The sequence below is a fragment of the Lentzea cavernae genome (assembly GCF_014653695.1).
Lineage (GTDB): Bacteria > Actinomycetota > Actinomycetes > Mycobacteriales > Pseudonocardiaceae > Lentzea > Lentzea cavernae.
On the sequence record NZ_BNAR01000004.1, the window covers coordinates 20,116 to 44,008 of the forward strand.

Consider the following 23,893-nt stretch of genomic DNA (forward strand, 5'->3'; position numbering starts at 1 on the left):
TCACCTGAGCAGGAACGCGTCGACGACCGTCTGGGTGACGGAGTTGCCGGCGGTGTCCTTCGCCGATGCCCGCAGCGACACCGAGGTGGCGCCCTTCGGGTGGCTCAGGACGGTGAACCAGTCGTCGTGGTGGCTCACCAGCGGAGCGGTCCGCCAGGTGGCGCCCCTGTCGTGCGACACCTGGACCCCGGTAGGCCGCGCGTCCGCCCCGGTGTTGTGGTTGACCGACAGCGGCACGATCGTCGACGTCGCCCGGCTCGCCCTGTTGTGACCGTCCACGGAGGGCGCGAACTTCACGGCCATCAGCGGCAGCGGCTGGGCGGGCCCCTCGGGGACGGTGTCGGAGGCGAAGGTCCAGTCGGCGACGATCTTGCTGGTCAGCGGGCGGTCCCGGGTGGCCTCCACGTGCAACCTGTAGGTGGCCGGACCGGCTCCCGCCTCGAAGAGCCCGCTGGCACCGGTGTTCCTGCCGATCTCGACGCCGTCCCGGTAAAGCGTGGCACTCCCGGTGTGCGCGGAGAACCCCTCCCGGTCGTCGCGGGAGTCGGCGAACAGCGGGATCTGGAACACCATCGTGTCCGCGGAACGGCCGGCGTACCGGGACGGCCTGTCCGGGTTCGAGGGCAGGTCGGGGCCGAACACGGCCAGGTTGAACGAGTCGGTGGCCGTCCTCCCCCGCGGAAAGCTCGTCGGAGCGCTGGAGAACAGCCTCGACTGGAACTCCCCGCCGGTCGTCGCCTCGAGGAACTCGTTGTACCACGGCGTTTCCGGCGAGTAGAGCTCCTCGAGGGCGTACGGAAGCGGTTTGGTGATCATGCCTTCACGGGTGCCGAGGGTGCCGGGCACGGTGGCGCCGTGCGTGGTGCGGACCTTGACCAGGTCCCTGTCCCGCACCCGGAGCACGGGATCGGCCGGCATGCGTCCGTCGACGTCCCCCCGCACGTTGTAGAGGTACGGGCTGGCGTCGAAACCGCCGCTGCCGTCCCGCTCGGCGAACCTGCCGCCGACGGAGTACCGGAACTGGCCGGGCGCCGAGGTCTTCGACGGGCTGATCAGGACGTCGCCGTACTGCGGCGGGCTGATCCTGGTGCGCAGGAAGTCCTTGCCGCCGTAGGAGGTCGAGCGGGCGAACTCCACGAACCGCTGGCCCGCCTCGGCGCCACGCCGGTCGAGCAGGAGGCCCGAAGGCCTGCCCTGCCGGGCGTCCGCCGTGATCGTGGTCGCCGCGGTGAGGTTCACGTCCGGTTCGACGGCGACGGAGAGCCGACCGTCCGATGTGTACACCTGGGACTCGAAGTAGTAGTGCCCCTTGGGCGCCCGGACCGTCAACGACCCCGACTCGTCGTACGGCACCCGTGCTTCCGGCTTGCTCAGGTCGACCAGCCGGAACGCGTAGTCCGGCGTGGGCTTGCCGTCGGTGCCGAGGAGGTTCACCTCGAGGTCGTAGCTCTCCACCTCGCGCGTGACGGTGATGGGTGTGCGGACGTCCCCGGCGGTGACCACACCGCTGTAGATGCCGTCGGCGCCCTCGACCTTCGTGTTCGTGGTGACCGCGGCCTGAGCGGCCGCGCCGGGAGCGATCGTCAGGGTCGGCGGGGCGACGGTGAACATCCCCGCGGGAGCGGCTTTGCCGTTGGGGTCCTTGACTTCCGCGGTCAGGTTCAAGGTCACGGGTGACGTGCCGGAGTTGCGGTACGTCACCGTGGTGGCGATCGGCGTGTCGTCGGTGTGCGGCCACCGCACGACGCCGTTGTTGATGCTTCCCACGGACGCGTGCACCGTCGTCGTCACCGCCTTGGCGACGTCGACCCGGCCTGCGCCCTGCTCGAACGGGGTCAGCGCCGGGTTCGGCTTCGCGCTGCCCATCAGGGCCGCCTTGAGCTGCGGCGCCTTCCAGTCCGGGTGCTGACCGGCGAGGATCGCGGCGGCGCCCGCCACGTGCGGGGTGGCCATGGACGTCCCGGACAGGGCGACGTGGTCCTGCCCCACCGGCGGGAACTGCCGGCCGACGGCGCTGTCCTTCGCCAGCGCGGCGACGATCTGCACGCCGGGCGCGGTGATCTCCGGCTTGATGGCGTTGTCGCGCAGTCGCGGGCCGCGGCTCGAGAAGTCGGCCAGTGCGTCGGCATGGTCGACCGCGCCGACGGTGAGCGCGGAGCTCGCGGCCGCCGGCGAGCCCGGCGTGCGTCCGTTGTTGCCCGCGGCGATCACGAACAGGGCGCCCGTCCGCGCGCTGATCCGGTCGACCGCCTGCGACAGCGGGTCGGTGCCGTCGCTGGGGGCGTCGCTGCCCAGGCTCATGTTGATCACCTGGGCGCCGGCGGCCGCGGCCCACTCCATGCCGGCGATGATCCCGGACTCCGTGCCGCTGCCGGAGTCGCCGAGGACCTTGCCGACGAGCAGCCTCGTGTCCGGCGCGACGCCCCGGTACTTCGTGTGGTCACCCGTCACGATGGACGCCACGTGCGTGCCGTGACCGTTCTTGTCGACGGTTCCGCTCGCGCTGCCGGTGAAGTCCCTGGCTTCGACCACCGCGCCGGCGAGATCGGCGTGGGTGGGCTCGATCCCGGTGTCCAGCACCGCGACCGTGGTGTTCTCGCCGGTGTGGCCCGCCTGCCAGGCGGCCGGTGCCCCGATCTGCGGGACGCTCTTGTCCAGCAGCGCGTGCACGGGACCGTCGAGCCAGATCCTGGTGGCGTCGCGAGTGGACCAGAACGCGGTGTCCTTGGCCGCGACCACGGCCGCACCGCCGATGCTCGGCAGCTCCCGCACCGTGCGCGCGTTGGGGTTGCCCGCCTGGGTGACGATCAGCGGGATGTCGCCGCGCTCGGCGTCGCCGTAACCGCTGTCCAGCAGCTCGGAGACGTTGAACAGCCGGGGGTCGAGCTGCCCGGACCGGAGCATGCCGAGCGCGTCGGACGGGGTGACGCTGACGTCGCCGTCGACGTCGGTCCGGGTGAGGAAAGCGATGCCCTCTCTGCCCTCGGCCGCACGCACCTCGGCGTGACCGGATCCTGTGAGCACCACCTGGTCACCGGTGACGAGCGTGATCGTGCGTGCCGGGCCGGTCGCCGCCGCCGGCGTGACCGGCGCCGCGGTCGCCTGGATCACCGGCCCGACGAGACCGGTCGCCGCGATCACGACGACCGAGGCACACCGTCTCCACCTGTCGCTCATACGCCCCCTTCGGAGATTCCGTGCGCCCACTCAGACATCTACTGGTTCCGCAGCCGGTTTCCACGCCTTGCCAGTTGCCAGTATTGGTCTAAACCTCTGGGGCGACGGTGCGCGAGCTCAGCCGGTGAAATGCGCGCGGCTCAACACGAGGAGCTTCTCTTGGACGGCGGGGTCGTGGGACACCGGCGGGGTGCGCGACTCCTCGTCCCGGTTGAAGTACCGGCTGGTGACACCGGCGAGCGCAGGGTCGGTGGCGAGGCGGAGCGCACTGCTCGCGCCTTCGGCGGGGGTGAGCAGGCTGCGGCGGATCAGCGGGCCCACCGGGCGCAGCAGCGAGGGCACCAGGTCGTCGATGATGCCGGTGGCGACGAGTCCGGGGTGCAGCGCGTTGACTGTCACCCCGTCGGCGGCGAAGCCGGGGGCGAGGGCGTAGCCGGCGGTGACGGTCATGAGCTTGGCGCGGGCGTAGGCCTCGAACGGCACGAAGCCCTTGGCGGAGTTCAGTTCGGCGAGGCTCTGCACGCCGGCCAGGTCCACTGTGGCCGGTCGTGGCCTGCCGGCCAGCTTGATCTGGCGGGTGTCGTTGAGGGTGTCGCTGGCGACGTTCACCACGCGGGCTCCGCCCCGGCGCAGCGGCTCGTCCAGCAGGGTCGTGAGGCCGAAGGCGGCGAGGTGGTCTAGGGCGACGTGCATCTCGACGCCGTCGACCGAGAGGCGGTGCTCGGAGAAGTGCGCGCCGGCGTTGTTGACCAGCAGGTGAATCTCGCCGTAGCGGTCCCGAATGGTCTTCGCCGCGGTCAGGACGTCCGCGCGGCGGGACAGGTCTCCGGCGATGACGTCGAGCCGGTCCGCTGCTTCCGCACCGATGCGTGCGCGGAGAGCGTCCGCTCGGGCGGGATTGCGGGCGATGGTGATCACGTGCGCGCCGGCACGGACCAGTTCGGCGGCGATGACCTGGCCCATGCCGCCGGTCGCGCCGGTGACGACGGCGACCTTGTCCGTCAGGTCGGGCACGGGCGCGTTCACCGGGTGATCCGCGGGCAGGCGTGGACGAAGCGCGGGTTCTCGGCCTCGTCGAGCAGGAACGCGGCCAGGTCGGCGCGTCCGATGGAACTCCAGAGCCGGATCCGCAGATCGGTGCCCGCCTGGTACTTCCCTATCGCGTCGTGGTCCGACAGCTTCGGCGGCCGCACGATGGTCCAGTCCAGGCCGGAGGCGGTGATCAGAGGTTCCATCGCCTCCTTGTCGCGCATTCGCTCGCCCACGTTCGCCCACACCGCCACGGAGTAGAGCGACTTGTCGTGCGTCTCCAGCACGCCGTGCGCGCTCACGGCGATCAGGCGGGTGGTCCCGGTCGCCTTCATGGCGGTGACCGCGGAGCGGACGCCGTCGGCGCAGACCGTCGTCGGCCCCTTCTCCGCGCCACCCAGTGCGCTGATCACCACGTTCGCGCCGGACAGGGCGCGGGTGAGGGCCGGGGCGTCCGTGACGTCGGGCCAGACCACCTCGTCGAGCCCCTCGACCGGCGCGAACGACCCGGCCCGGCGGACCAGGGCGACCACGCGGTGCCCGCGTTCGAGCGCGGCCGACACGACACGGCGCCCGGTCGCTCCCGTCGCGCCGAGGACGGCCACGACCTTCTGTGATACATCCTGTCTCATAGTCGAAGCATGCACAACCGGCCTGCAATGAGTCAAGTTGTCTCATAGAATCGGCGCGTGACCAGTGATGCGGACCCGAGGTTCCTGCGCAGCCGGGAAGCGATCCTGAACGCCGCGCGCGAGCTGCTGCTCGAAAGCGGCCCGACCGCGGTGACGCACGTGCAGGTCGCCGAACGGGCGGGCGTGGGGCGCGCGACGGTCTACCGCCACTGGCCCCAGGCCGAACCGCTGCTCGTCGAGGCGATGGCCACCGTCCCGATGCCGTTCCTCGACAAGCCCACGGTCCCCACCCGCGAGTGGCTCCGGCGGGAGCTCACCGCGATCGCCCGCCAGCTCGACCTCGACGACGTGCGCGCGGTGTCCACCACCCTGGCGAACACCGCGTTGTGGGACGAGGACATGGACGCGCGCCGCGCCCAGTTCGCCGGCATCCTCACCACTCGGCTCGCCGCCGCGCTCGACGACGCCCAGGCGCGCGGCGAGATCACGCTCGCACTCGCCAGTCAGGACGCGGCGGCCATGACCATCGGGCCGATGTACTACCGCAGCACGATCGAACGCGCCCCGGCCGATCCCGCGCTCATCGACGCCGCCGTCAACGCCCTGGGCACCTGGGCCGCAGGCTAGGTGCACGTCGGTAGCGCCCGGGCCCGCTCAGGCGGGCGGGTACTGGGCCTGCTTGAGCAGCCGCGCCAGGTGCACGGCGTTGCTCGCCAGCTTCTTGTTGGCCGAGGCGACGGCGTCCGGGGTCTGCTCCAGGTCGAGGTAGTCCTTGGGGTTCATCGCCTCGTTGTTCCAGTACGTCCCGCCGCTCGCCGGGATCGTGAAACCGACGTCGTTGAGCGCCTGGAAGCAGTCGGCGATGATCTTGTGCGCGCCGTCCTCGTTGCCCACCACCGCGACCACGGCGACCTTGCCGTACATCGACGGGCGGCCCTCGTCGTCGGTTTCGGACAGCTCGGCGTCCAGCCGCTCCATCACCCGCTGGGCGACGCTGGACGGGTGGCCCACCCACGTCGGCGTGGCCAGCAGCAGGACGTCGGCGGCCAGGATGCGTTCACGAATGGAGGGCCACTGGTCGCCCTCCCCCATGTCGGTCTCCACACCGGGGCGCACGTCGAAGTCCACGACCCGGACCAGGTCGCCCTCCACGCCGTGGGCGGCGAGCTCGTCCAGCACCTCCCTGGCGATCTTGTCGCTGCTGGACGGTGCGGGCGAGGGCTTGAGCGAACAGGTCAGCGCGAGTGCGGTCAACGTCGTGGGAGCCATGCCCAAGGCCTACCCGTTCATCTCGGCCTCAACCGAATGCGCGCCGGAAACCCGTCAGTCCTGAGTGGACTCGCGCGGCAGCACGACGCTCGACGGTTCCCGGTCGGCGCGCAGTCCTCGCCAGGCCGGGTGCCGCAGGCGGCCGTCCGAGGTCCACTGGCGGAACTCCACCTCACCCACCAGCTCGGGTTCGACCCAGAGGGCGTCGCGGGCGTGCTCACGGGGCACCTCGACGTCGAACGGGCTGGTGGGCCGTGCGAGCCGCTCCAGGTCCCGCTGCAGGTCGGCGAGGACGACCTGGCTGAAGCCCGTGCCCACGTGCCCGACGTAGACCAGGCCGCCCCGGCCGTCGTGGGCGCCGAGGAGCAGCGACCCGATGCGGCCCGCGCGGTTGCCCTGCCCCACGCGCCATCCCCCGATGACGACCTCCTGGGTGTACCGGAACGGCGTCTTCACCCAGGCACGTGACCGGCGGCCCGGTTCGTACCGGGACTTCACCCGTTTCGACACGATGCCCTCGAACCCGTACTGGCTCGCCACGTGCAGGACGTCCGCCGGCTCGGTGTCCGTGAAGGTCGGCGGCACCTGGACCGCGTGGTTCCCCGGCAACGCCAGCTGCACGAGCATCGCCCGACGGACGTCGTACGGCGTGGACAGCAGCGACCGACCGTCCAGGTGCAGCAGGTCGAACACGAAGTAGGCGATCCGCGGCCGCCGCAGGTCGTGCACGCCGGGAGCGGCCTTGTTGCGCTGCTGGAGCAGCCCGAAGTCGGGCCGCCCCTCCTCGTCCAGGGCCACGATCTCGCCGTCGAGCACCGCGGTCCGGTGGTGCAGCAGGTCGGGCAGCACGGCCAGTTCGGGGAACCGCCCGATGAAGTCCAGGTCGTTGCGGCTGATCAGGCGGACGTCGCGGCCCTGGCAGTGCGCCACGCCCCGGAAGCCGTCCCACTTGAACTCGGCCGCCCAGCCGTCGTCCTGCGGAACGCCGCCCTGCGTGGCGAGCATGGGACGGATGACGTCGAGCGGTTCGTTCGCCGGTGCCGCACTGCCCACCTGGCCTCACCCTCCTCCGCACGCCGTTCCCAGGTCATGGTCAGGCAGAATCGACCAGATCGCAGGGTGACGAACGGGGAGTTCCGAGCCGATCACGTGACGTCAACGGAACGCGGCGAGATGCGACATCCCGACGAACGAGATTGACGCCTTCGTGCGTTTGAGCCGGCCGCGTGCGGGGTAGTGCCATGCCGCACGGCTTCGATGAAAGGTGCCCAGCTTGACCAGCGGCGAGGATCCACCACGAACATCGCACGTCCTGGAGTTGGACGACGGTGTGCCCGACATCTCCGAAGTCCGCCAGTGGACCCGAACAGCCCTCTCCAGACTGCACGAGGACGACGCCCTCGACGTGCTCCTGATCGTCACCGAACTCGTGTCGAACGTCTACGACCACGGTCGTTTCCCCGCGCGGCTCTGCCTGCACGAGCGGACGGAACCGCGCGCCGTCAGGATCGAGGTCGAGGACGCCTCCTCGAAGCCACCCGTGCTGCAGCCCACGTCAGCGGGTGCGCAACGAGGCCGCGGCCTGATCATCGTCGACCAGCTGGCACAGGGGTGGGGCGTGGCACAGCACACCGTCGGGAAGACCGTGTGGGCACTGATCTCGTGCGTGAGCACACCTGCTTACGAGGCACGCCTCTGAGCGGGCACCGCGCGAAGGCCGGCAAGAGCGTCCGCGACGCTCGGGAACAACGGGAACTGCATGCGCACCCCGGTCATCGTCAACGGCTTCAGCACCGCCGGATGCGACGCGACGACTCCGAAGGGGACGCCCCTGCGTCTGGCCTGCTCCTCCACGGTCACCAGCAGGTTGATGCCGGAAGATCCGAAGAAGCCCACCGACCGCAGGTCCACGACCAGTCCGGCCGGGGCCAGTTCCAGGACACCCAGGGATTTCGCGAGCGGAGCCCCGGCGTTCGTCATGTCGATCTCACCGGTGAGGACGACCACCGCGACACCGTCGTGGCCGACGGCGGAGGTGACGTCCAGGGTCTCGTTGAGCTGGCGTTGCACAGCAGCACTCCTCTCGGCTGACCGCGAAAAGCGCCGACGCGAGCCGCTGCCCCACTCGGAAAACCAGTAGATTTACCTCATCAGATCGATCGCAATTTCCAGAAATCCATCCCCCACGGTATGCCCCTATTTGGTGAAGCACAACCGAGCACCGCATTCGGTCGAATTCGCCTCGTCGACACAAACCGGTATTCCCCGGTTGCGCGGAGGCGTGCGGCGCAGCCAGTATTGACGTATGTCGAACCAGGACTGCGAGCCTCTGCCGGAGGGCCTCACCGCCGAGAAGGCGGCGGAGTTGTCGACGATGTTCAAGGCTTTGGGCGACCCCGTGCGTCTGCGGTTGCTGTCGATGATCGCCTCACGCCCCGGCGGCGAGGTCTGCGTCTGCGAGCTCACGCCGGCGTTCGACCTGTCCCAGCCGACCATCTCGCACCACCTCAAGCTGCTGCGCCAGGCCGGTCTGGTGGGCTCGGAGCGCCGGGGCACCTGGGTGTACTACCGGCTGCGGCCGGAGACCACCGCCCGCATGGCAGCGGCGCTGAGCTGCGTGAACGACCGTCACGCCGTCACCGCCTGACCGTCACGGTCGCCGAACTGCTGGACTAGCGCGGCACGCTGGCGGTCGACAACGCTGCCGCGAGCACTCCGATCGCGCCCAGCACCACGAACACGGCCGGGAAGCCACCGAGCCAGGACGCGAGAGCGCTGCCCGCCCACGGCGCGATGGCCGCCGTGAGCATGACCGGAGCGGTGAGCAGACCGTTCAACTGTCCGTAGTGGACAGCGCCCCACCTGTCGGTGATCGCGGTCGCCTGCACCAGCGTGAAGATCCCGCGCGTGACACCGGCGAGGACCGAACCCGCGATCAGCAGCAGGGCCGGACCGGGCACCACGCCCAGCAGCACGGTCACGGCCGCGCTGACCAGGAGGACCAGCAGGGTGCGGGTGCGCACCGACGTCCTGGCGGCCAGCCTCGCGTAACCGAGCCTGCCGAGCACCTGCCCGATCCCGCCGAGGCCGAGTGCGACCGCGGCGGCCGTGGTCGTCATGCCGCGTTCGGTCAGCAACGGGACGAGGTTGATGACGACGGCGTACACGCTGAACGCGGCGAGGCTCATCGCGATCACGAGCACCAGGAACGGCCTGCTGCGCGCCACCGCCGACGGGGTGTGCGCGGTCTCGTGCTCGATGGCGGGCCACGGCAGCCGCAGACCCCACAGGTGCAGTGGAACCGTTGTGACAGCGAGGAATCCCGCCAGCACGAGGTAGGTTCCGCGCCAGCCCACGTGGTCGTTCAGCACGGCCGTCAACGGCGCGAACACGGTGCTGGCCAGGCCGGCGAACAGGGTCAGCGCGGTCAGCGCCGCCACCCGGCGCGGCCCGTACCACCGCGTCAGCGCGGCGAACGCCGGCGCGTAGAACACGCCGGCCATCGCCACACCGGCCAGCAGCCACGAAGCGATGAACAGTTCCAACGAGCGCGCGGTCGCCAGCGCGACGAGTGCGAGCACGGCGATGACCGAGCCGGTGGTCATGATGGCGCGTGGTCCGTGCCGGTCGAGCAGCCTGCCCACCGGAATCCCCACCAGGCCCGCGACGACCTGGCTGGCGGAGAAGCCCGCGGTGATCGCCGCGAGCGACCACCCCGTGCGGGCGCTGATGGTGGGCAGCAGCACGGGGAAGGCGTAGGAGAGCACGCCGAAGCTGATGATCTCGGTGGTGCACAACACGACCAGCACCCGGCGCAGCCCGGCGTCCAGGCCGGGCCGTGCCGTCGTGGTGTCAGCGGACACCGGGCACGAGGCCGATCGTCACGTCGCAGCCGCCCTTCTGGTCTTCGGGAGCGTCGAACACACCGGCACCACCGCACACCCCGAGCTCCGGCGGCACGAGCTCGACCCGGTCGGTCGGCGCGTGGCCGTGGCTGTTCATGCCCACCAGGTAAACGTTCGGCTCGGGGTGCCGCAACTCCCGTGCGGGTACGTCAGCTGGAGTGCCAGGTGACCGCACCCGCGGCATCCGCGCGACTGGTGCGGAACTTGTTCACCGGGTGCGCCACGTCGGGATAGCCGAACGAGACCCCCACGACCACCCGCCTGGTGTCCGGGAGCCCGAAGTGGTCGCGCAGGAAGCCGGAGTACCCGGCGAGCGCCGCCTGCGGAGCCGCCGCGAGGCCGAGGCTCTGCGCCGCGAGCAGGAACGTGCTCAGGTAGAGGCCGCAGTCGACCGCGCCGTAGACGCCCAGGTCGGCCTCCGTGGTGATGATCGCGACGTGCGGGGCGTCGAACAGTTCGAAGTTGCGCAGCATCTGCCGCCCCGCGGCTTCGTGGTCTCCGCGCTCGATCCCGACGCTCGTGTAGAGCTGCTTTCCGCACTCGCGGCGTCGTTCCTGGTAGACGCCGGCGTACTGCACGGGGAACGGGAAGTCGGGCTGGCCGGGGTGCTCCCGCAGGTGCGCGAGCAGTTGTTTGCGCAGCCGCTCGGTGCCCTCGCCCTCGGTGACGACCACCTGCCACGGCTGGGTGTTGCACCACGAAGGGGTGCGCTGCGCGAGGTCGAGCACCTGCTCGATCGTGTGCCTCGGAACCGGCTCCGGCAGGAACTGCCGACAAGTCCACCTGTCCTCGAGCAGTTGGCCGAGCGTCTCGTGCGGCTCTTGGGGCGCGTTGGTCACGGTGCCCACTTAACCCTCAAAGCCACCACTTTTCGACACCCGGACACGTGCGGGCGCCGCGGTGCGACGTGCCCGGGATAGGCCCCACCTGGCCCGGGCAGCCACACCGCGACGGGTCATCCGCGACGGGGTTCGGCGGTGCCGGTCACACCTGGCCGTTGCCGGAACCGTTCTGAGCCGGGCGGTCGACGTCGCCGCGCCAGGCACCGGTCTCCGCGCCGTCGCGCTGCTCGATGTAGGTCTTGAACCTGTCGAGGTCGCCCTGGACCCGGCGGTCGAGGATGCCGAGCTTGTCGGCGACGTTCTCGACGAACCCCTCCGGGTCGATGTCCATCTGCACCGTGACGCGGGTGTGGGCGTCGTCCAGGCGGTGCACGGTCACCACACCCGCGTGCTCGGGCCCGGTGTCGGAACGCCAGGCGACCCGCTGGTCGGGGTGCTGCTCGGTGATGGTGGCGTCGAACCCGCGCGACACGCCGGCGATGCTGACCGTCCAGCGGGTGTGGGTGTCGTCGAGCTGCTCGATCCGGTCGACGCCCTCCATGAACCTCGGGAACTCGGTGAACTGCGTCCACTGGTTGTAGACGCTGGTCACGTCTGCCTCGACGTCGACGGACTTGGTGATCGTGCTCATGGGTGACAGCTCCTAAGCCGCTGAGATGGCGTGTAGCGGGTTGAACGGCATGACGAGCCGAGTGCCAGCTCGTGTCGAACACGGCTCACGACTCGTCATCCCGCTACAGCAATACCCATCAAATCGACTCAGAAACGACTCATTCCCCACGTCCTCAGAACAGCGAAAAGTGGTGCCCTCCCGGACCTGAGGTCTGGGAAGACACCACTCGTCATGCCGCTAGGAGCACTTGCGCCCGTCGTTGACGCACTTCACGATCTTCGCCATCGTCTGGTCGGAGTTGACGTTCGCGAAGTCGTTGTGGTCGGAGAACGGGTTGTGGTTCTCCTCCGGGAACGCGTCCAGCTGGTACTGGCCCTTCTGCTGGACGTCGCGGGAGATGTTGTAGGAGATGCTGATCCGCAGCTGCGGGATCGCCTTGAAGCCCTGCGGGCACGCGCCGGACTGCTTGTCGGCGAACCGGACGTGATCGCGGTGGTTGGCGCTGTCGGCGTTCTGACCGTCCCAGCAACCCGCGAAGTCGTGCACTCGCATGACCTTGCTGCCGTTCGGGCAGATCACGTACTTGTCGGACAGGCGGTCCTCGAACCCGCTGCAGGTCCACGTCGCGCGGGCGTTGGCGGGACCGCGGCTGGTCGGCTTGGCGTCACCGACGACCATCTTCAGGAACTTCGGCATGCCCGTGACCTTGCTGGCCGCGTTGCCGCGGTACTCGATCTTCACCTGGGCCGGCCGGACGATCTTGCCGTTGTTGCCGACGAGCTCGAGGTTCTTGCCGGTGGGAGCGGCCAGCGGCGGGGCGGTGGTGGCAGGAGGCGCGGTGGTCGTGGTGCCACCGTTGTTGTTCCCGCCGTTGTTGTTCCCGCCGTTGTTGTTCCCGCCGTTGTTGTTCCCGCCGTTGTTGTTCCCGCCGTTGTTGTTGTTGCCGCCGTTGTTCTCGTTGCCGTTGTTGCCGCCGTTGTTGTCACCGGCGCCCTCGTCCTCGTTGAGGCCGCACTTCGCGAGGCGGTCCAGCCCCTGCGGCTTCTCCGCGTTGCGACCGATCGCGATCGCGATCCGGTCGAGGGTCGCGGCCCGCTTGTCCTTCAACGGCCCGAGGATCGCGTTGTCGATGAAGTTCGCCCCGCCCTGGCCCTTGCTGGTCACCAGGCGCTGGTTGGCCTCGGCGATCTGCTTGTCGAGCTGGTCGAGGTTGTTGTCCACCTCGTCGAGGGCCTGGTCCGGCACACCCGGCAGCGCCTCGCGCGCCGACGGGCACTTGATCGTCGGCGTGGCGGCGTCCTGCTCGGCGCCGTTCTGCCCGGCTGCGTTCTGCTCGTTGTTGTTCTGCTCCGCCTGCTGGAAAACGCCTTCCGCGGCGAACTTGCGGGGCTTCTGCGTGTGGCTGCCGTGGCCGCCGCCACCGCCGTGGTTGCCGTGACCGAAGCGCAGGTCGCAGTCGGCGAGCGAGGTCAGGTTCGGCTTGCGCCCCGACCGGCTCAGCGCGGTCGCGATGCGGTCGAGCGTGGCGGCCCGCTTGCTGCGCAACGGACCCAGGACGGTGTTGTTGACGAAGTTCGGGTCGGCCGGGTTCTGGGCGCGGACCACCCGGTCGTTGGCCTCCCTGAGCTGCTGGGCGAGCTGCTGGAGGTTCCTGATGATCTCGTCGCGCACGCGCTGCGGCACGGCGGGCAGGCGGGTCGAGACGCCGGGGCACGCGACCTCGCCCGGACCGTTCTCCTTGACCTTGTCCGGGTTGGAGCCCACGTCCTGCGGGTTGGCCTTGGGGTTGATGCGCACGACCGGCCAGAAGTAGGACGACTTGTCGCCGTTGCGGCACGTCGTCTCCGAGTCGACCAGGCTCTCGTCGGTCGAGTCCGCGCTGATCGACAGGTTGCCCACGAAGTCGTGGACGTGCTGGGCGCCGTGCTTCAGACCCGGCTGGGCGACCGGGTTGTCGGCGCTGAACTTGCCGTTCTCGTTGGTGCCGCAGTCGACCGTGAAGACGCCACCGGCGCCGTTCTTGCCGATCTTCGGCTCCACGACGTTCTTGCCCACCTGCTCAATGGGCACGAACGCACCGAGTGGTGCCGGGTCACCGTTCTTGGCGGCGAGCGCCACGGTGGCAGTGCCCGCTGCGACAACGGCCACCGCCGACAGCGAAGCGATCAGGCGGAACTTCCGTCTGTCCGTCACGCGGTGCGTCATTCGTCCTCCTCGTACATGCGGCGCATGACCTGGAGTACGTACGGCACCGATCATCGGCTCAAACTGATTCACATTGGTTGGCGAAGTGTTTCGGCCCGGGTCAGGAAATCGCGGTGTCGCAGACCAGCCGCACGGCGAGCGCACGGGCCGAGGTGGGGTTATGTCCGGTGTGGAGAATCCCGTCCAAGACGACGCCTTCCAACCAGTCCTCCGGCGGCCGGCTGTCGCGGCCACCCTCGGCCTTCAACCTGTCCTCCACCAGTCACTTGGCGAGCGGGGCGGTCCCGACGGCGTGCGATTCAACGCGAGCTTCACCGCTTGGTCGACGGACACCTGCGGGCCTGCCAGTGACGCGGTACAGCGCCGTTCTCAGACCGCTATCTCGCGCCTGCGAACCGCAGCAGCACCTTGCTCGACTCGGCGGGATCCCGGGCCGCCTTCATGGCCTCCTCGGCACGCTCCGCCGCATACTCCGCCGTCACGATCGGCTCGAACAGGTCTCGATGATCGGCGATCGTCCTCAGGGTCGGCTCCATCCCGCCCGCGAACCGGCTCGACCCCGACACCACCAGCTCACGCCCGACCGCGAGGTGGAGTGGAACCGTGACGCCCTTGCCGGGCAACTGACCGACCTGGATCAACGTCCCACCTGGCCGCAGCGCGCGCAGTGCCGAGGCCAGCGCCTGTGCCGCGCCGGACGACTCGAAGACGACGTCGGCTTCCGGGAGGCTCTCCTCGGCGGACACCGCACGCTCGGCGCCCACCTTCCGCGCGATCCACAGTGGATGGTCGTGCAGGTCGGTCACGACGACGGATTCGGCGCCCGCGATGTGTGCGAGTGCCACCACGAGCAGGCCGATCGGGCCCGCTCCGGTGACCAGGACGCGTTTGCCCCGGACGCCGCCGGCCAGGGCCTCGGCGCGCGTGAGGGCGTGGGCGGCGACGGAGGCCGGTTCGGCCAGGGCCGCCACGCCCAGGTCCAGGCCTTCGGGTACCGGCACCAAGCGGTGGGAGGGCACGAGCAGGCGTTCGGCGAAGCCGCCGTCGGTGTGCGGTCTGCGGGCCGCGCTGCCCAGGTAGCGCAGGTGCGGGCAGAGGTTGTTCCGGCCGGCGCGGCAGAAGTCGCAGCGCCCGCAGGTGGAAGCCGGATGTACTGCGACGGGTGTGCCGGCTGGTGGGCCCGAGCCGTCCGGGGCGGCCTCGCGCACGACGCCGACGATCTCGTGCCCCAGCACCATCGGGTCCACGAGGACGGACTCGCCGACTTCGCCGTGCTGCCAGTAGTGCAGGTCCGAGCCGCAGATGCCGCCGTAGGCCACGTCTACAACGGCGTCGCCTTGTCCCGCCTCGAAAAAGGGCAGGTCGCGGCGTTCGAGCCGGTCGGCGCCGAGCACGGTGACCGTGCGGCCCATCGGGATCACGGTCATGTCAGATCACCGCCGTCAGGCCGCCGTCGACGTAGATGACCTGGCCGTTGACGAAGTCCGATGCGGGCGAGGCGAGCCAGACGGCGGGACCGGTGATGTCCTCGGGGGTGCCCCAGCGGCCCGCGGGTGTGCGGCGGGTGATCCAGTCGGTGAACTCGGGGTCGGCCACCAGGCTCGCGTTCAGCTCGGTGTCGAGGTAGCCGGGTGCCAGGCCGTTGACCTGGAGACCGTGGCGCGCCCACTCGGCGCACATCGAGCGGGTGAGGCCGCCCAGTCCGCTCTTGGCCGCGGCGTAGGGGGCGGTCGTGGGGCGGACGAGGTGGTTCTGGACCGAGCAGATGTTGATGATCTTGCCGCTGCCCCGGGCGATCATGCCGCGGGCCACGGTGCGGCCGACGACGAAGGCGCTGGTGAGGTTGACGTCCACGACGCGTCGCCAGTCCTCGACGGGCAGTTCGGTGAGCGGGCCGCGGAGTTGGATGCCGGCGTTGTTGACCAGGACGTCCGGGTACCCGTGCTCGTCGAACAGCGAGGTCAGCGCCGCATCGGCGGCCTCGGTGTCGGAGACGTCGAACGCGCAGGTGAGGACGTTGTCGCCGAGTTCTGAAGCCGTGGCCTCCAGGGCGGTGGCGTCAGGGCTGTTGAGGATCACTCGGGCGCCCGCGGCCAGGTAGGCCTCGGCGATGGCTCGGCCGATTCCCCGCCGTGAGCCGGTGACCAGGGCCAAGCGGCCCGCCAAGTCGAAAGTCGGCAATGTCAGTTCTTCCCTTCTGATGTGCCGAGCACCTCGGCGCGGGCTTCGCGGACGAGCGTGCGCGACGCCGCCTCGGCGCCCGCCTCGTCGCCCGCCGCGACGGCGTCGACGAGCTCCGCGTGGCGGACGAGCGACAGGGCGGTCGCATCGCCGAACGAGCGGTGACCCGTGTAGCGGGCGTGCAGTGTGGCCAGGACCGTCTGCACCAGCTGGCTGAGGACGTCGTTGTGGGCGGCGCGCAGCAGGGCCTCGTGGAACGCCGTGTCGGCGGCGGCGAACTCGTGCGGTTTCTCGTCCTGGAACGCCGCTTCCATCCGCCGGAGCGACTCGCGCAGCGTGCGCACGGCTTCGGCGTCCGGTTCGGCCGCCGCTCGTTGTGCCGCCACCGGTTCGAGCGCTTCGCGCAGGGTGAGCAGCTCGCTCAGCTGTCTGCTCGAGTCGGGCCCCTCCGAGCGCCAGGCGATCACCTGCGGGTCGAGCAGGTTCCAGGCGTGCACGGGCCGGACGACGGTGCCGACGCGCTGCCGCGGCTGCACCATGCCCAGGCCGGTCAGGGTCCGCAGCACCTCGCGCACCACCGAGCGGGAGACGCCGTGCTCGGTCTCGATCCCCTCGGTGGACAGCACCGCACCGGTCACCAGCGCCCCGGTCGCGATGCGGCGCCCGATCACGTCGACGACCTGCGCGTGCAGACCGCCGGGTCCACTCAACGGGTTCACATTGCCTCCTGCTTGAGTATGATAAATCATACTTTAACGAACGGGGTAGGTATGCGAGTGATCAACGTCGAGACGTTCCTCGTCGCGCCGCGCTGGATGTTCGTCAAGGTCTCCACCGACGACGGCGTCCACGGCTGGGGCGAGGGCGGGCTCGAGGGATCGGCCGACGTCACCGCGGCCGCCGTCACCGCGCTGGCCGAACAACTGGTGGGCGAGGACCCGACCCGCATCGAGGATCACTGGCAACGTCTTACCAAAGGCGGCTTCTACCGCGGCGGACCCGAGCGCTCTTCGGCGATCGCGGCGCTCGACCAGGCGCTGTGGGACATCGCCGGACGACGCCTGGGAGTCCCGGTCCACGAGCTGCTCGGCGGCCCGGTGCGCGAACGCGTCCGCGTCTACGGCTGGATCGGCGGCGACTCGCCGGGCGACGTGGCCGCCGCCGCGGCGGCACAACGCGAAGCGGGGATGACGGCCGTCAAGATGAACGCCACCGCGCAGTTCCCGCCGCTGCCCAGCGCGCGGGACGTCGCGGAGGTCGCCGACCGCGCCCGGCAGGTGAGGGCCGCGCTGGGCGACGACCGGGACTTCGCCGTCGACTTCCACGGCCGGGTCAGCGCCGCCGCCGCTCCACGGCTGATCGAGGCCGTCGAGCCCTTCGACCCGCTCTTCATCGAGGAGCCGGTGGTGCCGGAGCAGAACCACACCAACCTGCGCCGGCTCGTCGAGAGCACGAGCCGGCCGATCGCCACCGGGGAACGGCTCTTCTCCCGCAGCGACTTCCTGCCCGTGCTGCAGGCCGGGGTGCGGGTGGTGCAGCCCGACCTGTCCCACGCGGGCGGCATCTCCGAGGTGCGCCGCATCGCCACGCTGGCCGACACCTTCGGGGCGGTGCTGGCACCGCACTGCCCGCTCGGGCCGCTGGCGCTGGCCTCGTGCCTGCAGGTCGACTTCGCCACGCCCAACTTCCTGATCCAGGAGCAGTCGCTGGGCATCCACTACAACCGCACCGGCGAACTGCTCGACTACCTCGCCAACCCCGAGGTCTTCACCTTCGTCGACGGGCACGTGGCGCGCCCCACCGGTCCCGGTCTCGGCGTGGAGATCGACGAGGGGGCCGTGCGCAAGGCCCACGAGCGCGGCATGCACTGGCGCACGCCGATCTGGAACCACCCCGACGGCTCGTTCGCGGAATGGTGATGTGCGCAGGGCGCAACAACGCCGCCGATTCGTTCGCGAAATCTTGACAGCAAAGAACCTCCACCGCAGTGTTCCGCGCAACAGCGCATATTTCGCACCAGGGTGTGCACATCGCGCAACAAAGGAGTTCGCCATGACCGTTCGCCGCACCCGGACAACCACGACCGCGATCGCCGCCGCGGCATTGCTCGTTCTCACCGGATGCTCGAAAGCGTCCGACGGCGCCCAGCAGGAATCGAACCAGAACATCGCGAAGCTGACCGGCTCGACCGAGTTCAACGACCAGCGGCTGGGCGAGCTCGCGGGGAAGATCAAGCAGGCGGTGCAGGGCAGGGACCTCGCCGCGGTGCGCGTGGCGATGGTCATCAACAGCCCGTCCGCGTACTGGACCGAGGGCCGCACCGGCATGGAGAACGCCGCGAAAGAGCTTGGTGTGCAAGCGAACTTCCAGGCTCCCGCCGGTGGCGACCTCAACACCCAGCTGTCCATCCTGGACACCCTGCGCGCCGACAAGATCGACGGCTACACGGTCTCCGCGGTGGACCCGAAGGCCGTCGCCGGCCCTGTCGGAACAGCGCAGAAGGCCGGGATCGGCGTCGTCGCCATCGATTCCCCGCTTTCCGGGACAGCGGATCCCACCGTCTACCTCGGCACTCCGAACACCGATGCCGGACAACGCGCGGGAGAAGCGATGAAAACACTTCTCAACGGCACCGGAAAGGTCGCTATCCTGACCGGTTCGCTGACCGCCGAGAATGCGGTGCAACGCATCGCCGGATTCAAGAAGGCGCTCGAAGGAACGAACATCCAGGTCGTCGACACGCTCAACGACGACGCCGACCCGTCCAAGGCCCTGTCGAACGCGCAGGCCGCACTTCAGGCCAATCCCGACCTGAACGCCTTCTACACGGTGTGGTCCTACGACGGCCCGGCGGCGGGTCAGGCGGTCAAGGCGGCGGGCAAGTCCGGCAAGGTCCTGATCGTCGCCGACGACGCCGAACCGAAGACCGTGGAGTTCGTGAAGGACGGCACCGTCCAGGCGATGATCCTGCAGCGGCCCTACCAGCAGGGCTACCTCGGCGTGTACGTGCTCACCGCGATGAAGGTGCTCGGCAAGGAGGCGGCGGCCGAGCTGCTCGAGCCCTACCTCGAGCAGAAGGATGGCGCCAGCACGCTCAGCTCCGGCATCGGCCTCGTCACCAACGACAACCTGCAGACCTACCTGGACGACCTGAAGAAGCTGGGTGTCTCCCAGTGACGGCTCACGTCGTCGCGACCGGCCTGCGCAAGCGGTACGGCACCGTCGAGGTGCTCAACGTCGACCGGCTGGAGCTGCGCGGCGGCGAGGTCGTCGCACTGCTCGGGGAGAACGGCGCCGGCAAGTCGACCCTGGTCAAGGTGCTGACCGGTGCCACCGCCGCCGACGAGGGCGAGGTCACGATCGGCGGCGCGGCACTGCGCAACGGCGACCCGGCACACGCCCAGGAGCTCGGCGTCGCCACGGTGTCGCAGGAGTTCCCGCTCGTGCCGGAGCTGTCCGCAGCGGAGAACCTCCTGCTCGGCAGGCGCGCCGGGACGAGCGGTGTCCTGTTCGACCGGCGGGCGACCGAGCGCACGGCACGGGAGATGCTGGCGCGGATCGACGCCGACATCCCGGTGCGACGGCCCGTCGCCCGGTTGTCGGTGGCCCAGCGGCAGCTCGTGGAGATCGCCAAGGCCCTCGGGCGGGACCCGTCCGTGCTGGTGCTCGACGAACCGACGTCGGCGCTCGGACCGGTCGAGTCCCGCCGCGTCCTGCGGTGTGCCCGCGACCTCGCCGCGCAGGGCAAGGTCGTGATCTTCATCGGGCACCGGCTGGACGAGGTGCGCGAGATCGCCGACCGCGTGGTCATCCTGCGCAACGGCCGCATGGTCGCCGACCTCCCGCCCGAGCGGGCGAGCACCCAGGCGATGATCAGTGCGATGGCGGGCGACGAGGCCGAGGTCCTCGTCGAGGGCGACCCTCCCCCCGTCGGCGACGAACCCGTGCTCACCGTGCGGGCGCTCGAAGCCGCCGGGATCGGCCCCGTCGACCTCGAGGTCCGCCGTGGCGAGATCCTCGGAGTGGCGGGCCTCATGGGCTCCGGCCGCAGCCGCCTCGTCCACGCTCTGATGGGTGCCCTGCCGGCTACCGCCGGGTCGATGTCCCTCGCGGGAAGCCCGTACGCGCCCAAGCACCCGGCAGACGCGGTGCACGCGGGTGTCGGCCTGATCCCGGAAGACCGCAAGCACCAGGGACTGCTGCTCGACGCCTCGGTCCGCTGGAACATCTCCCTCGCCTCACTCCCCCGCATCGCGAAACGCGGTTACCTCCGGCCGCGCGCCGAGAAGGCGTTCACCGACGAGGTCCGGCAGTCGGTGAAGGTGCGGTGCGCGACGCAGGAACAGCCGATCGGCACGTTGTCCGGCGGCAACCAGCAGCGCGCGATCTTCGGCCGCTGGTTCGCCACCCGGCCGAAGCTGCTCCTGCTCGACGAGCCGACCCGAGGCGTCGACGTCGGAGCCAAGGCCGAGATCTACCACCTCATCGAGACCTTCGCCGCACAGGGCATGGCGGTCGTCATCGCGTCGTCGGAGTTGGAGGAGCTGATGCGGCTGACGCACCGGACCGTCGTGCTCGCCGGCGGGCGCGTCGCCGCGACTCTCGAACGGCGTGAGTACAGCAAGAACGCGCTCATGACCGCCACCAACGACATCCCAGGAGGGGTGAGCGCATGACCGCCACCCGGACGGAGCCCGCGCTCGCCGCGAAGAGAGCGGACGGGCTCGCCACCTCGTTCCTGCAGACCAAGGAACTCGGCGTGGTCGGCGCGGTCGTCGTCGTGTTCGCCGCCTTCGCCCTGGCCAACCCGAACTTCGCGAGCGGCGCGAACCTGCAGACCATGGGCGTCGACCTCGCCCAGTACGGGCTGCTCGCGCTCGGCGTCAGCTTCGTGATCATCACCGGCGGGATCGACCTGTCCGTCGGTTCGGTCGTCGCCCTCTCCGGCGTCTGGTCGGCGTGGCTGAACGTCCACGCGGGCCTGCCCGACGTCGTCGCGATCGTCGTCACGCTGCTCACCGGTGTAGCCATCGGACTGGTGCACGGATTCGCGGTCACCTTCCTGGGCCTGCCCCCGTTCGTCACCACGCTGGTCACGCTCGTGGCGGCACGCGGGGCGGCGCTCGCGCTGACCCAGGGCTTCCCGATCGACGGCATCGGCGAGACGTTCGGCAGCATCGCCCAGTACCGCCTGGCGGGCGTCCCCATTCCCGCGTTGCTCTTCGTCGGGGCGTGCGTGATCGCGTTCTTCTTCCTCGAACGCACGCACGTCGGACGTCAGGTGTACGCGGTCGGCGGCAACTCCGAGGCGGCGAGGCTCGCGGGCATCCGCACGCGCCGACGGATCATCCTCACCTACGTCGTCAGCAGCACCTGCGCCGCGGCCGTCGGCGTCCTCGTCACGGCCAGGCTCACGGTCGGCCAGCCCGGTGTGGCGGTCGGCTGGGAGCTCAACGCCATCGCGGCCGCCGTGATCGGCGGGATCAGCCTCAGCGGCGGCGTGGGCCGGGTGCTGGGCGTCGCGTTCGGCGCGATCCTGCTGGTCTGCATCAACAGCGGCCTCGTGATCCTGCACGTCTCGCCCTACTACCAGCAGATCGTGCTCGGCGCGGTCCTGGCCGTCGCCATCGTCACCGACCGGTTGCGCGCCCGCCGCTCCGAACGCCTCCAGAGCTGAGGAAGGTCACCATGAGACGCATCCTGCTCGCGGCGCTGGCCCTCGTCCTCACCGCGACCTCCGCCACCGCCGTTCACGCCCAAGCGGACCCGACCTTCACCATCGTCGAGCCGTCCAGCGGCAACGTCCTGGGCCTCACCCGGTCCGGCACCGACCCGGTCGTCACCGTCGACCCGTACTCGAACGACCGCAGGCAGCTCTGGCGGCTCGCCGACATCGGCGACGGCTACTCGCGGATCATCAACGACGGCACCGGGAAGTCGCTGTCCACGGTGGACGGACAGTCCGGCGACGGCGCTGTCGTGCACCTCTGGGACTTCCTCGGCAGCTTCCCCGACCAGCACTGGCGCGTCACCGGCAACGGCGAGATCGCCAACCGCGGCACCGGCGACCGGCTGTTGTCCACGAAGGACGGTCAGACGGCGGCAGGCACCGAGACCCAGCTCTGGAGCCGGACGGCCGGTCGCGCCGGTCAGACCTGGAAGCTGGTCCCGACGGCGCTCGACCGCGGCATCACCGTGCGCACGGACGTCGTGAGCCAGGCGCCCAGCACGTCCGTCGCGACCGGCATGGAGGACGTGAACCACGAGATCTACGGCGGCATCTACAGCCAACTGGTCTTCGGCGAGGCCTTCCAGGAACCCGCGCAGGCCACCGGTGTCAGCGGCATGTGGCGGCCCGTCACCACCGGGAACGCCCGGGGCTCCCACTCGCTCGACACGACGTCGCCGTTCAAGGGCAGGCAGAGTCAGCGCGTCACGTTCGACTCGGGCCGCGGCAGCGTCGGCGTCGAGAACCGCGGGCTGAACCGGCAGGGCATCGGCGTGGTCGGCGGCAAGCAGTACGAGGGCAAAGTCACGCTTCGAACCGACCGCCGGCAGACCATCGTCCTCGCCCTGCAGAGCGAGGACGGCAGCCGCACCTACGCGCGGACTTCGGTGCGCGCCACGGGCACCGGCTGGCAGACCTACAACTTCTCGCTCGTCCCGTCCCGCACCGACGCGCACGCCCGGTTCGTGGTCGAGCTGACCGCCGCCGGCTCGATCGACATCGGCTACTCGTTCCTGCAGCCGGGCACGTGGGGCCGCTACCGCGGCCTGCCCGTGCGCAAGGACGTCGCCGAGATGATGGTCCAGCAGGGGTTGCAGGCGATCAGGTTCGGTGGCTGTGCGAACAGCGGCTGCGGCGACGTCTCCGAGTACAAGTGGAAGACCATGATCGGCGATCCGGTCACGCGGCCGGTCACCAAGGGCTTCTGGTACCCCTACGAATCCAACGGCTGGGGCATCTTCGAGTTCCTGCGGCTCGGTGAAGCCATGGGCATCGAGGCGGTGCCCTCGCTGAACATCGATGAAACCCCGCAGGACGTCGCCGACCTGATGCAGTACCTCTACGGCCCGGCTTCCTCGCCGTGGGGTGCGAAGCGGGCCGCCGACGGCCACCGGGCGCCGTACGCGGTGAACCGCATCCAGCTCGGCAACGAGAACGCCATCGACGAGCCGTACTGGCGGAAGTTCAGGGCGCTCGCCGAGGTGATCTGGGCGCACGACCCGAAGATCAAGCTCGTCGTCGGCGACTTCACCTACAGCGACGTGATCGTCGACCCGTTCCGCTTCACCGGCGGCGGCAAGGTGAACACGCTCGCCGCGCACCAGAAGATCCTGGACCTGGCCAGGGAACGGGGCACCGAGGTGCAGTTCGACATCCACCTGTGGACGCAGAACGTCCGTGACGTGCCGTCCCAGATCCGCGCGCTCGACAGCTACGCCGACCAGCTCGGGAAGATCTCCCCCGGAGCGAACTACAAGGTCGTCGTGTTCGAGCTCAACGCCGACAGCCACGACCTGGCGCGGGCGATCGGCAACGCCTACGCGATCAACGCGCTGCAGCGGCGGCCGAAGGTCGACGTGATCGCCTCGGCCAACGCCCTTCAGGTCGACGGTCAGAACGACAACGGCTGGAACCAGGGGCTGGTGTTCTTCAACCAGCTGCAGGTGTGGGGCCAGCCGCCGTACTACGTGCACCAGATGAAGAGGGCGTCCTCGCAGCCCGGTGTCCTGCGCACCGACGTCACCGGCGGCGACGAGCTGTTCGACGTCACAGCGCTGACCAGCCCGGACGGCAGGAAGCTGACCATCGACGTCGTCAACGGCACCGATGCGCCGCTCACCTACACCGTGCAGCTCGACGGGCTTCGCGGCCGGGCCGCGGTGAGCGTCCTGCAGGGACGACCCACTGCGGTGAACACAGCCGGGAACCCGCGCAACACCGTTCCCGAACAGTCCACTGTGGACCTTTCGAGCGGCTCGGTGACCCACACCTTCCCCGCCCGCTCGTTCACCTCGTTCCGGATCGGATAGGAG

Annotated in this window: 23 protein-coding genes; 8 read left to right on the forward strand and 15 right to left on the reverse strand. The window is 70.0% G+C overall.

Going from position 1 to position 23,893, the window contains the following annotated elements; all coding sequences use genetic code 11:
- From IE307_RS14300 to IE307_RS14310, 3 genes are all read right to left on the reverse strand, one after another.
- The gene (locus IE307_RS14300; protein ID WP_191298424.1) at window positions 1-3,177 is read right to left on the reverse strand and encodes a S8 family peptidase; all 3,177 of its coding nucleotides are present in this window, start codon (window positions 3,175-3,177) and stop codon (window positions 1-3) included.
- Window positions 3,178-3,294: 117 nt separating this feature from the next.
- Window positions 3,295-4,203: an SDR family NAD(P)-dependent oxidoreductase gene (locus IE307_RS14305; protein WP_191298425.1), complete on the reverse strand. Its 909-nt coding sequence runs from the start codon at window positions 4,201-4,203 to the stop codon at window positions 3,295-3,297.
- On the reverse strand, window positions 4,200-4,838 hold the full coding sequence (locus tag IE307_RS14310) for an NAD(P)-dependent oxidoreductase (protein ID WP_191298426.1): 639 nt from the start codon (window positions 4,836-4,838) through the stop codon (window positions 4,200-4,202). The genes IE307_RS14305 and IE307_RS14310 overlap by 4 nt, the downstream gene beginning before the upstream one ends.
- Window positions 4,839-4,895: 57 nt before the next feature.
- On the opposite strand from IE307_RS14310, the gene IE307_RS14315 reads away from it, so the two are divergent.
- A complete protein-coding gene (locus IE307_RS14315) occupies window positions 4,896-5,465 on the forward strand; it encodes a TetR/AcrR family transcriptional regulator (protein WP_191298427.1) in 570 nt (189 codons plus the stop codon).
- A gap of 27 nt (window positions 5,466-5,492) precedes the next feature.
- Here the strand turns inward: IE307_RS14315 and IE307_RS14320 are convergent, their stop codons facing one another.
- Together IE307_RS14320 and ligD are read right to left on the reverse strand one after the other, a co-directional pair.
- A complete protein-coding gene (locus tag IE307_RS14320; protein WP_191298428.1) occupies window positions 5,493-6,107 on the reverse strand; it encodes a flavodoxin family protein in 615 nt (204 codons plus the stop codon).
- 54 nt (window positions 6,108-6,161) lie between these two features.
- A complete protein-coding gene (gene ligD, locus IE307_RS14325) occupies window positions 6,162-7,160 on the reverse strand; it encodes a non-homologous end-joining DNA ligase (RefSeq protein ID WP_229904707.1) in 999 nt (332 codons plus the stop codon).
- 220 nt (window positions 7,161-7,380) lie between these two features.
- Between ligD and IE307_RS14330 the strand changes: the two genes are divergently transcribed.
- A complete protein-coding gene (locus IE307_RS14330; protein WP_191298429.1) occupies window positions 7,381-7,806 on the forward strand; it encodes an ATP-binding protein in 426 nt (141 codons plus the stop codon).
- On the opposite strand, the gene IE307_RS14335 is transcribed toward IE307_RS14330, so the two are convergent.
- Window positions 7,788-8,177, reverse strand: coding sequence for an STAS domain-containing protein (locus IE307_RS14335; protein WP_191298430.1), 390 nt, complete (start codon window positions 8,175-8,177; stop codon window positions 7,788-7,790). The genes IE307_RS14330 and IE307_RS14335 overlap by 19 nt on opposite strands.
- Window positions 8,178-8,412: 235 nt before the next feature.
- Between IE307_RS14335 and IE307_RS14340 the strand changes: the two genes are divergently transcribed.
- Entirely contained in the window at window positions 8,413-8,754 is a 342-nt protein-coding gene (locus IE307_RS14340) for an ArsR/SmtB family transcription factor (protein ID WP_191298431.1), read from the forward strand.
- A gap of 25 nt (window positions 8,755-8,779) precedes the next feature.
- Here the strand turns inward: IE307_RS14340 and IE307_RS14345 are convergent, their stop codons facing one another.
- From IE307_RS14345 to IE307_RS14385, 9 genes are all read right to left on the reverse strand, one after another.
- Entirely contained in the window at window positions 8,780-9,970 is a 1,191-nt protein-coding gene (locus tag IE307_RS14345; RefSeq protein WP_191298432.1) for an MFS transporter, read from the reverse strand.
- Window positions 9,960-10,109 (reverse strand): hypothetical protein, encoded by a 150-nt coding sequence (locus IE307_RS14350; protein WP_373306012.1) that lies wholly within the window; start codon window positions 10,107-10,109, stop codon window positions 9,960-9,962. Before IE307_RS14350 ends, IE307_RS14345 begins: the two co-directional genes overlap by 11 nt.
- Before the next feature lie 52 nt (window positions 10,110-10,161).
- A complete protein-coding gene (locus IE307_RS14355; protein ID WP_191298433.1) occupies window positions 10,162-10,851 on the reverse strand; it encodes a nitroreductase in 690 nt (229 codons plus the stop codon).
- 145 nt (window positions 10,852-10,996) lie between these two features.
- Window positions 10,997-11,485, reverse strand: a complete 489-nt coding sequence (locus IE307_RS14360) for an SRPBCC family protein (RefSeq protein WP_191298434.1) — start codon at window positions 11,483-11,485, stop codon at window positions 10,997-10,999.
- 219 nt (window positions 11,486-11,704) lie between these two features.
- The gene (locus tag IE307_RS14365; protein WP_191298435.1) at window positions 11,705-13,672 is read right to left on the reverse strand and encodes a DUF1996 domain-containing protein; all 1,968 of its coding nucleotides are present in this window, start codon (window positions 13,670-13,672) and stop codon (window positions 11,705-11,707) included.
- A gap of 100 nt (window positions 13,673-13,772) precedes the next feature.
- Window positions 13,773-13,919: a hypothetical protein gene (locus tag IE307_RS14370; RefSeq protein WP_191298436.1), complete on the reverse strand. Its 147-nt coding sequence runs from the start codon at window positions 13,917-13,919 to the stop codon at window positions 13,773-13,775.
- Window positions 13,920-14,049: 130 nt separating this feature from the next.
- Window positions 14,050-15,099 carry an alcohol dehydrogenase catalytic domain-containing protein gene (locus IE307_RS14375; protein WP_191298437.1) on the reverse strand — a complete coding sequence of 350 codons (1,050 nt, stop codon included), beginning with the start codon at window positions 15,097-15,099 and terminating at the stop codon, window positions 14,050-14,052.
- Window position 15,100: 1 nt separating this feature from the next.
- A complete protein-coding gene (locus IE307_RS14380) occupies window positions 15,101-15,853 on the reverse strand; it encodes an SDR family oxidoreductase (protein WP_229904708.1) in 753 nt (250 codons plus the stop codon).
- 2 nt (window positions 15,854-15,855) lie between these two features.
- The gene (locus tag IE307_RS14385) at window positions 15,856-16,572 is read right to left on the reverse strand and encodes a FadR/GntR family transcriptional regulator (RefSeq protein ID WP_191298438.1); all 717 of its coding nucleotides are present in this window, start codon (window positions 16,570-16,572) and stop codon (window positions 15,856-15,858) included.
- Between the two features lie 51 nt (window positions 16,573-16,623).
- On the opposite strand from IE307_RS14385, the gene dgoD reads away from it, so the two are divergent.
- The 5 genes from dgoD to IE307_RS14410 all read left to right on the forward strand — a co-directional run bounded on the left by dgoD (window position 16,624) and on the right by IE307_RS14410 (window position 23,890).
- Entirely contained in the window at window positions 16,624-17,772 is a 1,149-nt protein-coding gene (gene dgoD, locus IE307_RS14390; RefSeq protein WP_191298439.1) for a galactonate dehydratase, read from the forward strand.
- 133 nt (window positions 17,773-17,905) lie between these two features.
- Window positions 17,906-19,030 (forward strand): substrate-binding domain-containing protein, encoded by a 1,125-nt coding sequence (locus IE307_RS14395; RefSeq protein ID WP_191298440.1) that lies wholly within the window; start codon window positions 17,906-17,908, stop codon window positions 19,028-19,030.
- On the forward strand, window positions 19,027-20,529 hold the full coding sequence (locus IE307_RS14400; RefSeq protein WP_191298441.1) for a sugar ABC transporter ATP-binding protein: 1,503 nt from the start codon (window positions 19,027-19,029) through the stop codon (window positions 20,527-20,529). The genes IE307_RS14395 and IE307_RS14400 overlap by 4 nt, the downstream gene beginning before the upstream one ends.
- Complete coding sequence (locus IE307_RS14405) at window positions 20,526-21,530, forward strand: ABC transporter permease (protein ID WP_191298442.1); 1,005 nt, start codon at window positions 20,526-20,528, stop codon at window positions 21,528-21,530. Before IE307_RS14400 ends, IE307_RS14405 begins: the two co-directional genes overlap by 4 nt.
- 11 nt (window positions 21,531-21,541) lie before the next feature.
- Window positions 21,542-23,890, forward strand: coding sequence for an alpha-L-arabinofuranosidase family protein (locus IE307_RS14410; RefSeq protein ID WP_191298443.1), 2,349 nt, complete (start codon window positions 21,542-21,544; stop codon window positions 23,888-23,890).
- Window positions 23,891-23,893 lie beyond the last annotated feature (3 nt).

Bases quoted from the DNA above. Each gene is read 5' to 3' on its own strand.
- IE307_RS14300 (WP_191298424.1), bottom strand. From the start codon at position 3,177: ATGAGCGACAGGTGGAGACGGTGTGCCTCGGTCGTCGTGATCGCGGCG.
- IE307_RS14350 (WP_373306012.1), bottom strand. From the start codon at position 10,109: ATGAACAGCCACGGCCACGCGCCGACCGACCGGGTCGAGCTCGTGCCG.
- IE307_RS14310 (WP_191298426.1), bottom strand. From the start codon at position 4,838: ATGAGACAGGATGTATCACAGAAGGTCGTGGCCGTCCTCGGCGCGACG.
- IE307_RS14340 (WP_191298431.1), top strand. From the start codon at position 8,413: ATGTCGAACCAGGACTGCGAGCCTCTGCCGGAGGGCCTCACCGCCGAG.
- IE307_RS14375 (WP_191298437.1), bottom strand. From the start codon at position 15,099: ATGACCGTGATCCCGATGGGCCGCACGGTCACCGTGCTCGGCGCCGAC.
- dgoD (WP_191298439.1), top strand. From the start codon at position 16,624: ATGCGAGTGATCAACGTCGAGACGTTCCTCGTCGCGCCGCGCTGGATG.
- IE307_RS14405 (WP_191298442.1), top strand. From the start codon at position 20,526: ATGACCGCCACCCGGACGGAGCCCGCGCTCGCCGCGAAGAGAGCGGAC.
- IE307_RS14410 (WP_191298443.1), top strand. From the start codon at position 21,542: ATGAGACGCATCCTGCTCGCGGCGCTGGCCCTCGTCCTCACCGCGACC.
- IE307_RS14365 (WP_191298435.1), bottom strand. From the start codon at position 13,672: ATGACGCACCGCGTGACGGACAGACGGAAGTTCCGCCTGATCGCTTCG.
- IE307_RS14360 (WP_191298434.1), bottom strand. From the start codon at position 11,485: ATGAGCACGATCACCAAGTCCGTCGACGTCGAGGCAGACGTGACCAGC.
- IE307_RS14320 (WP_191298428.1), bottom strand. From the start codon at position 6,107: ATGGCTCCCACGACGTTGACCGCACTCGCGCTGACCTGTTCGCTCAAG.
- IE307_RS14395 (WP_191298440.1), top strand. From the start codon at position 17,906: ATGACCGTTCGCCGCACCCGGACAACCACGACCGCGATCGCCGCCGCG.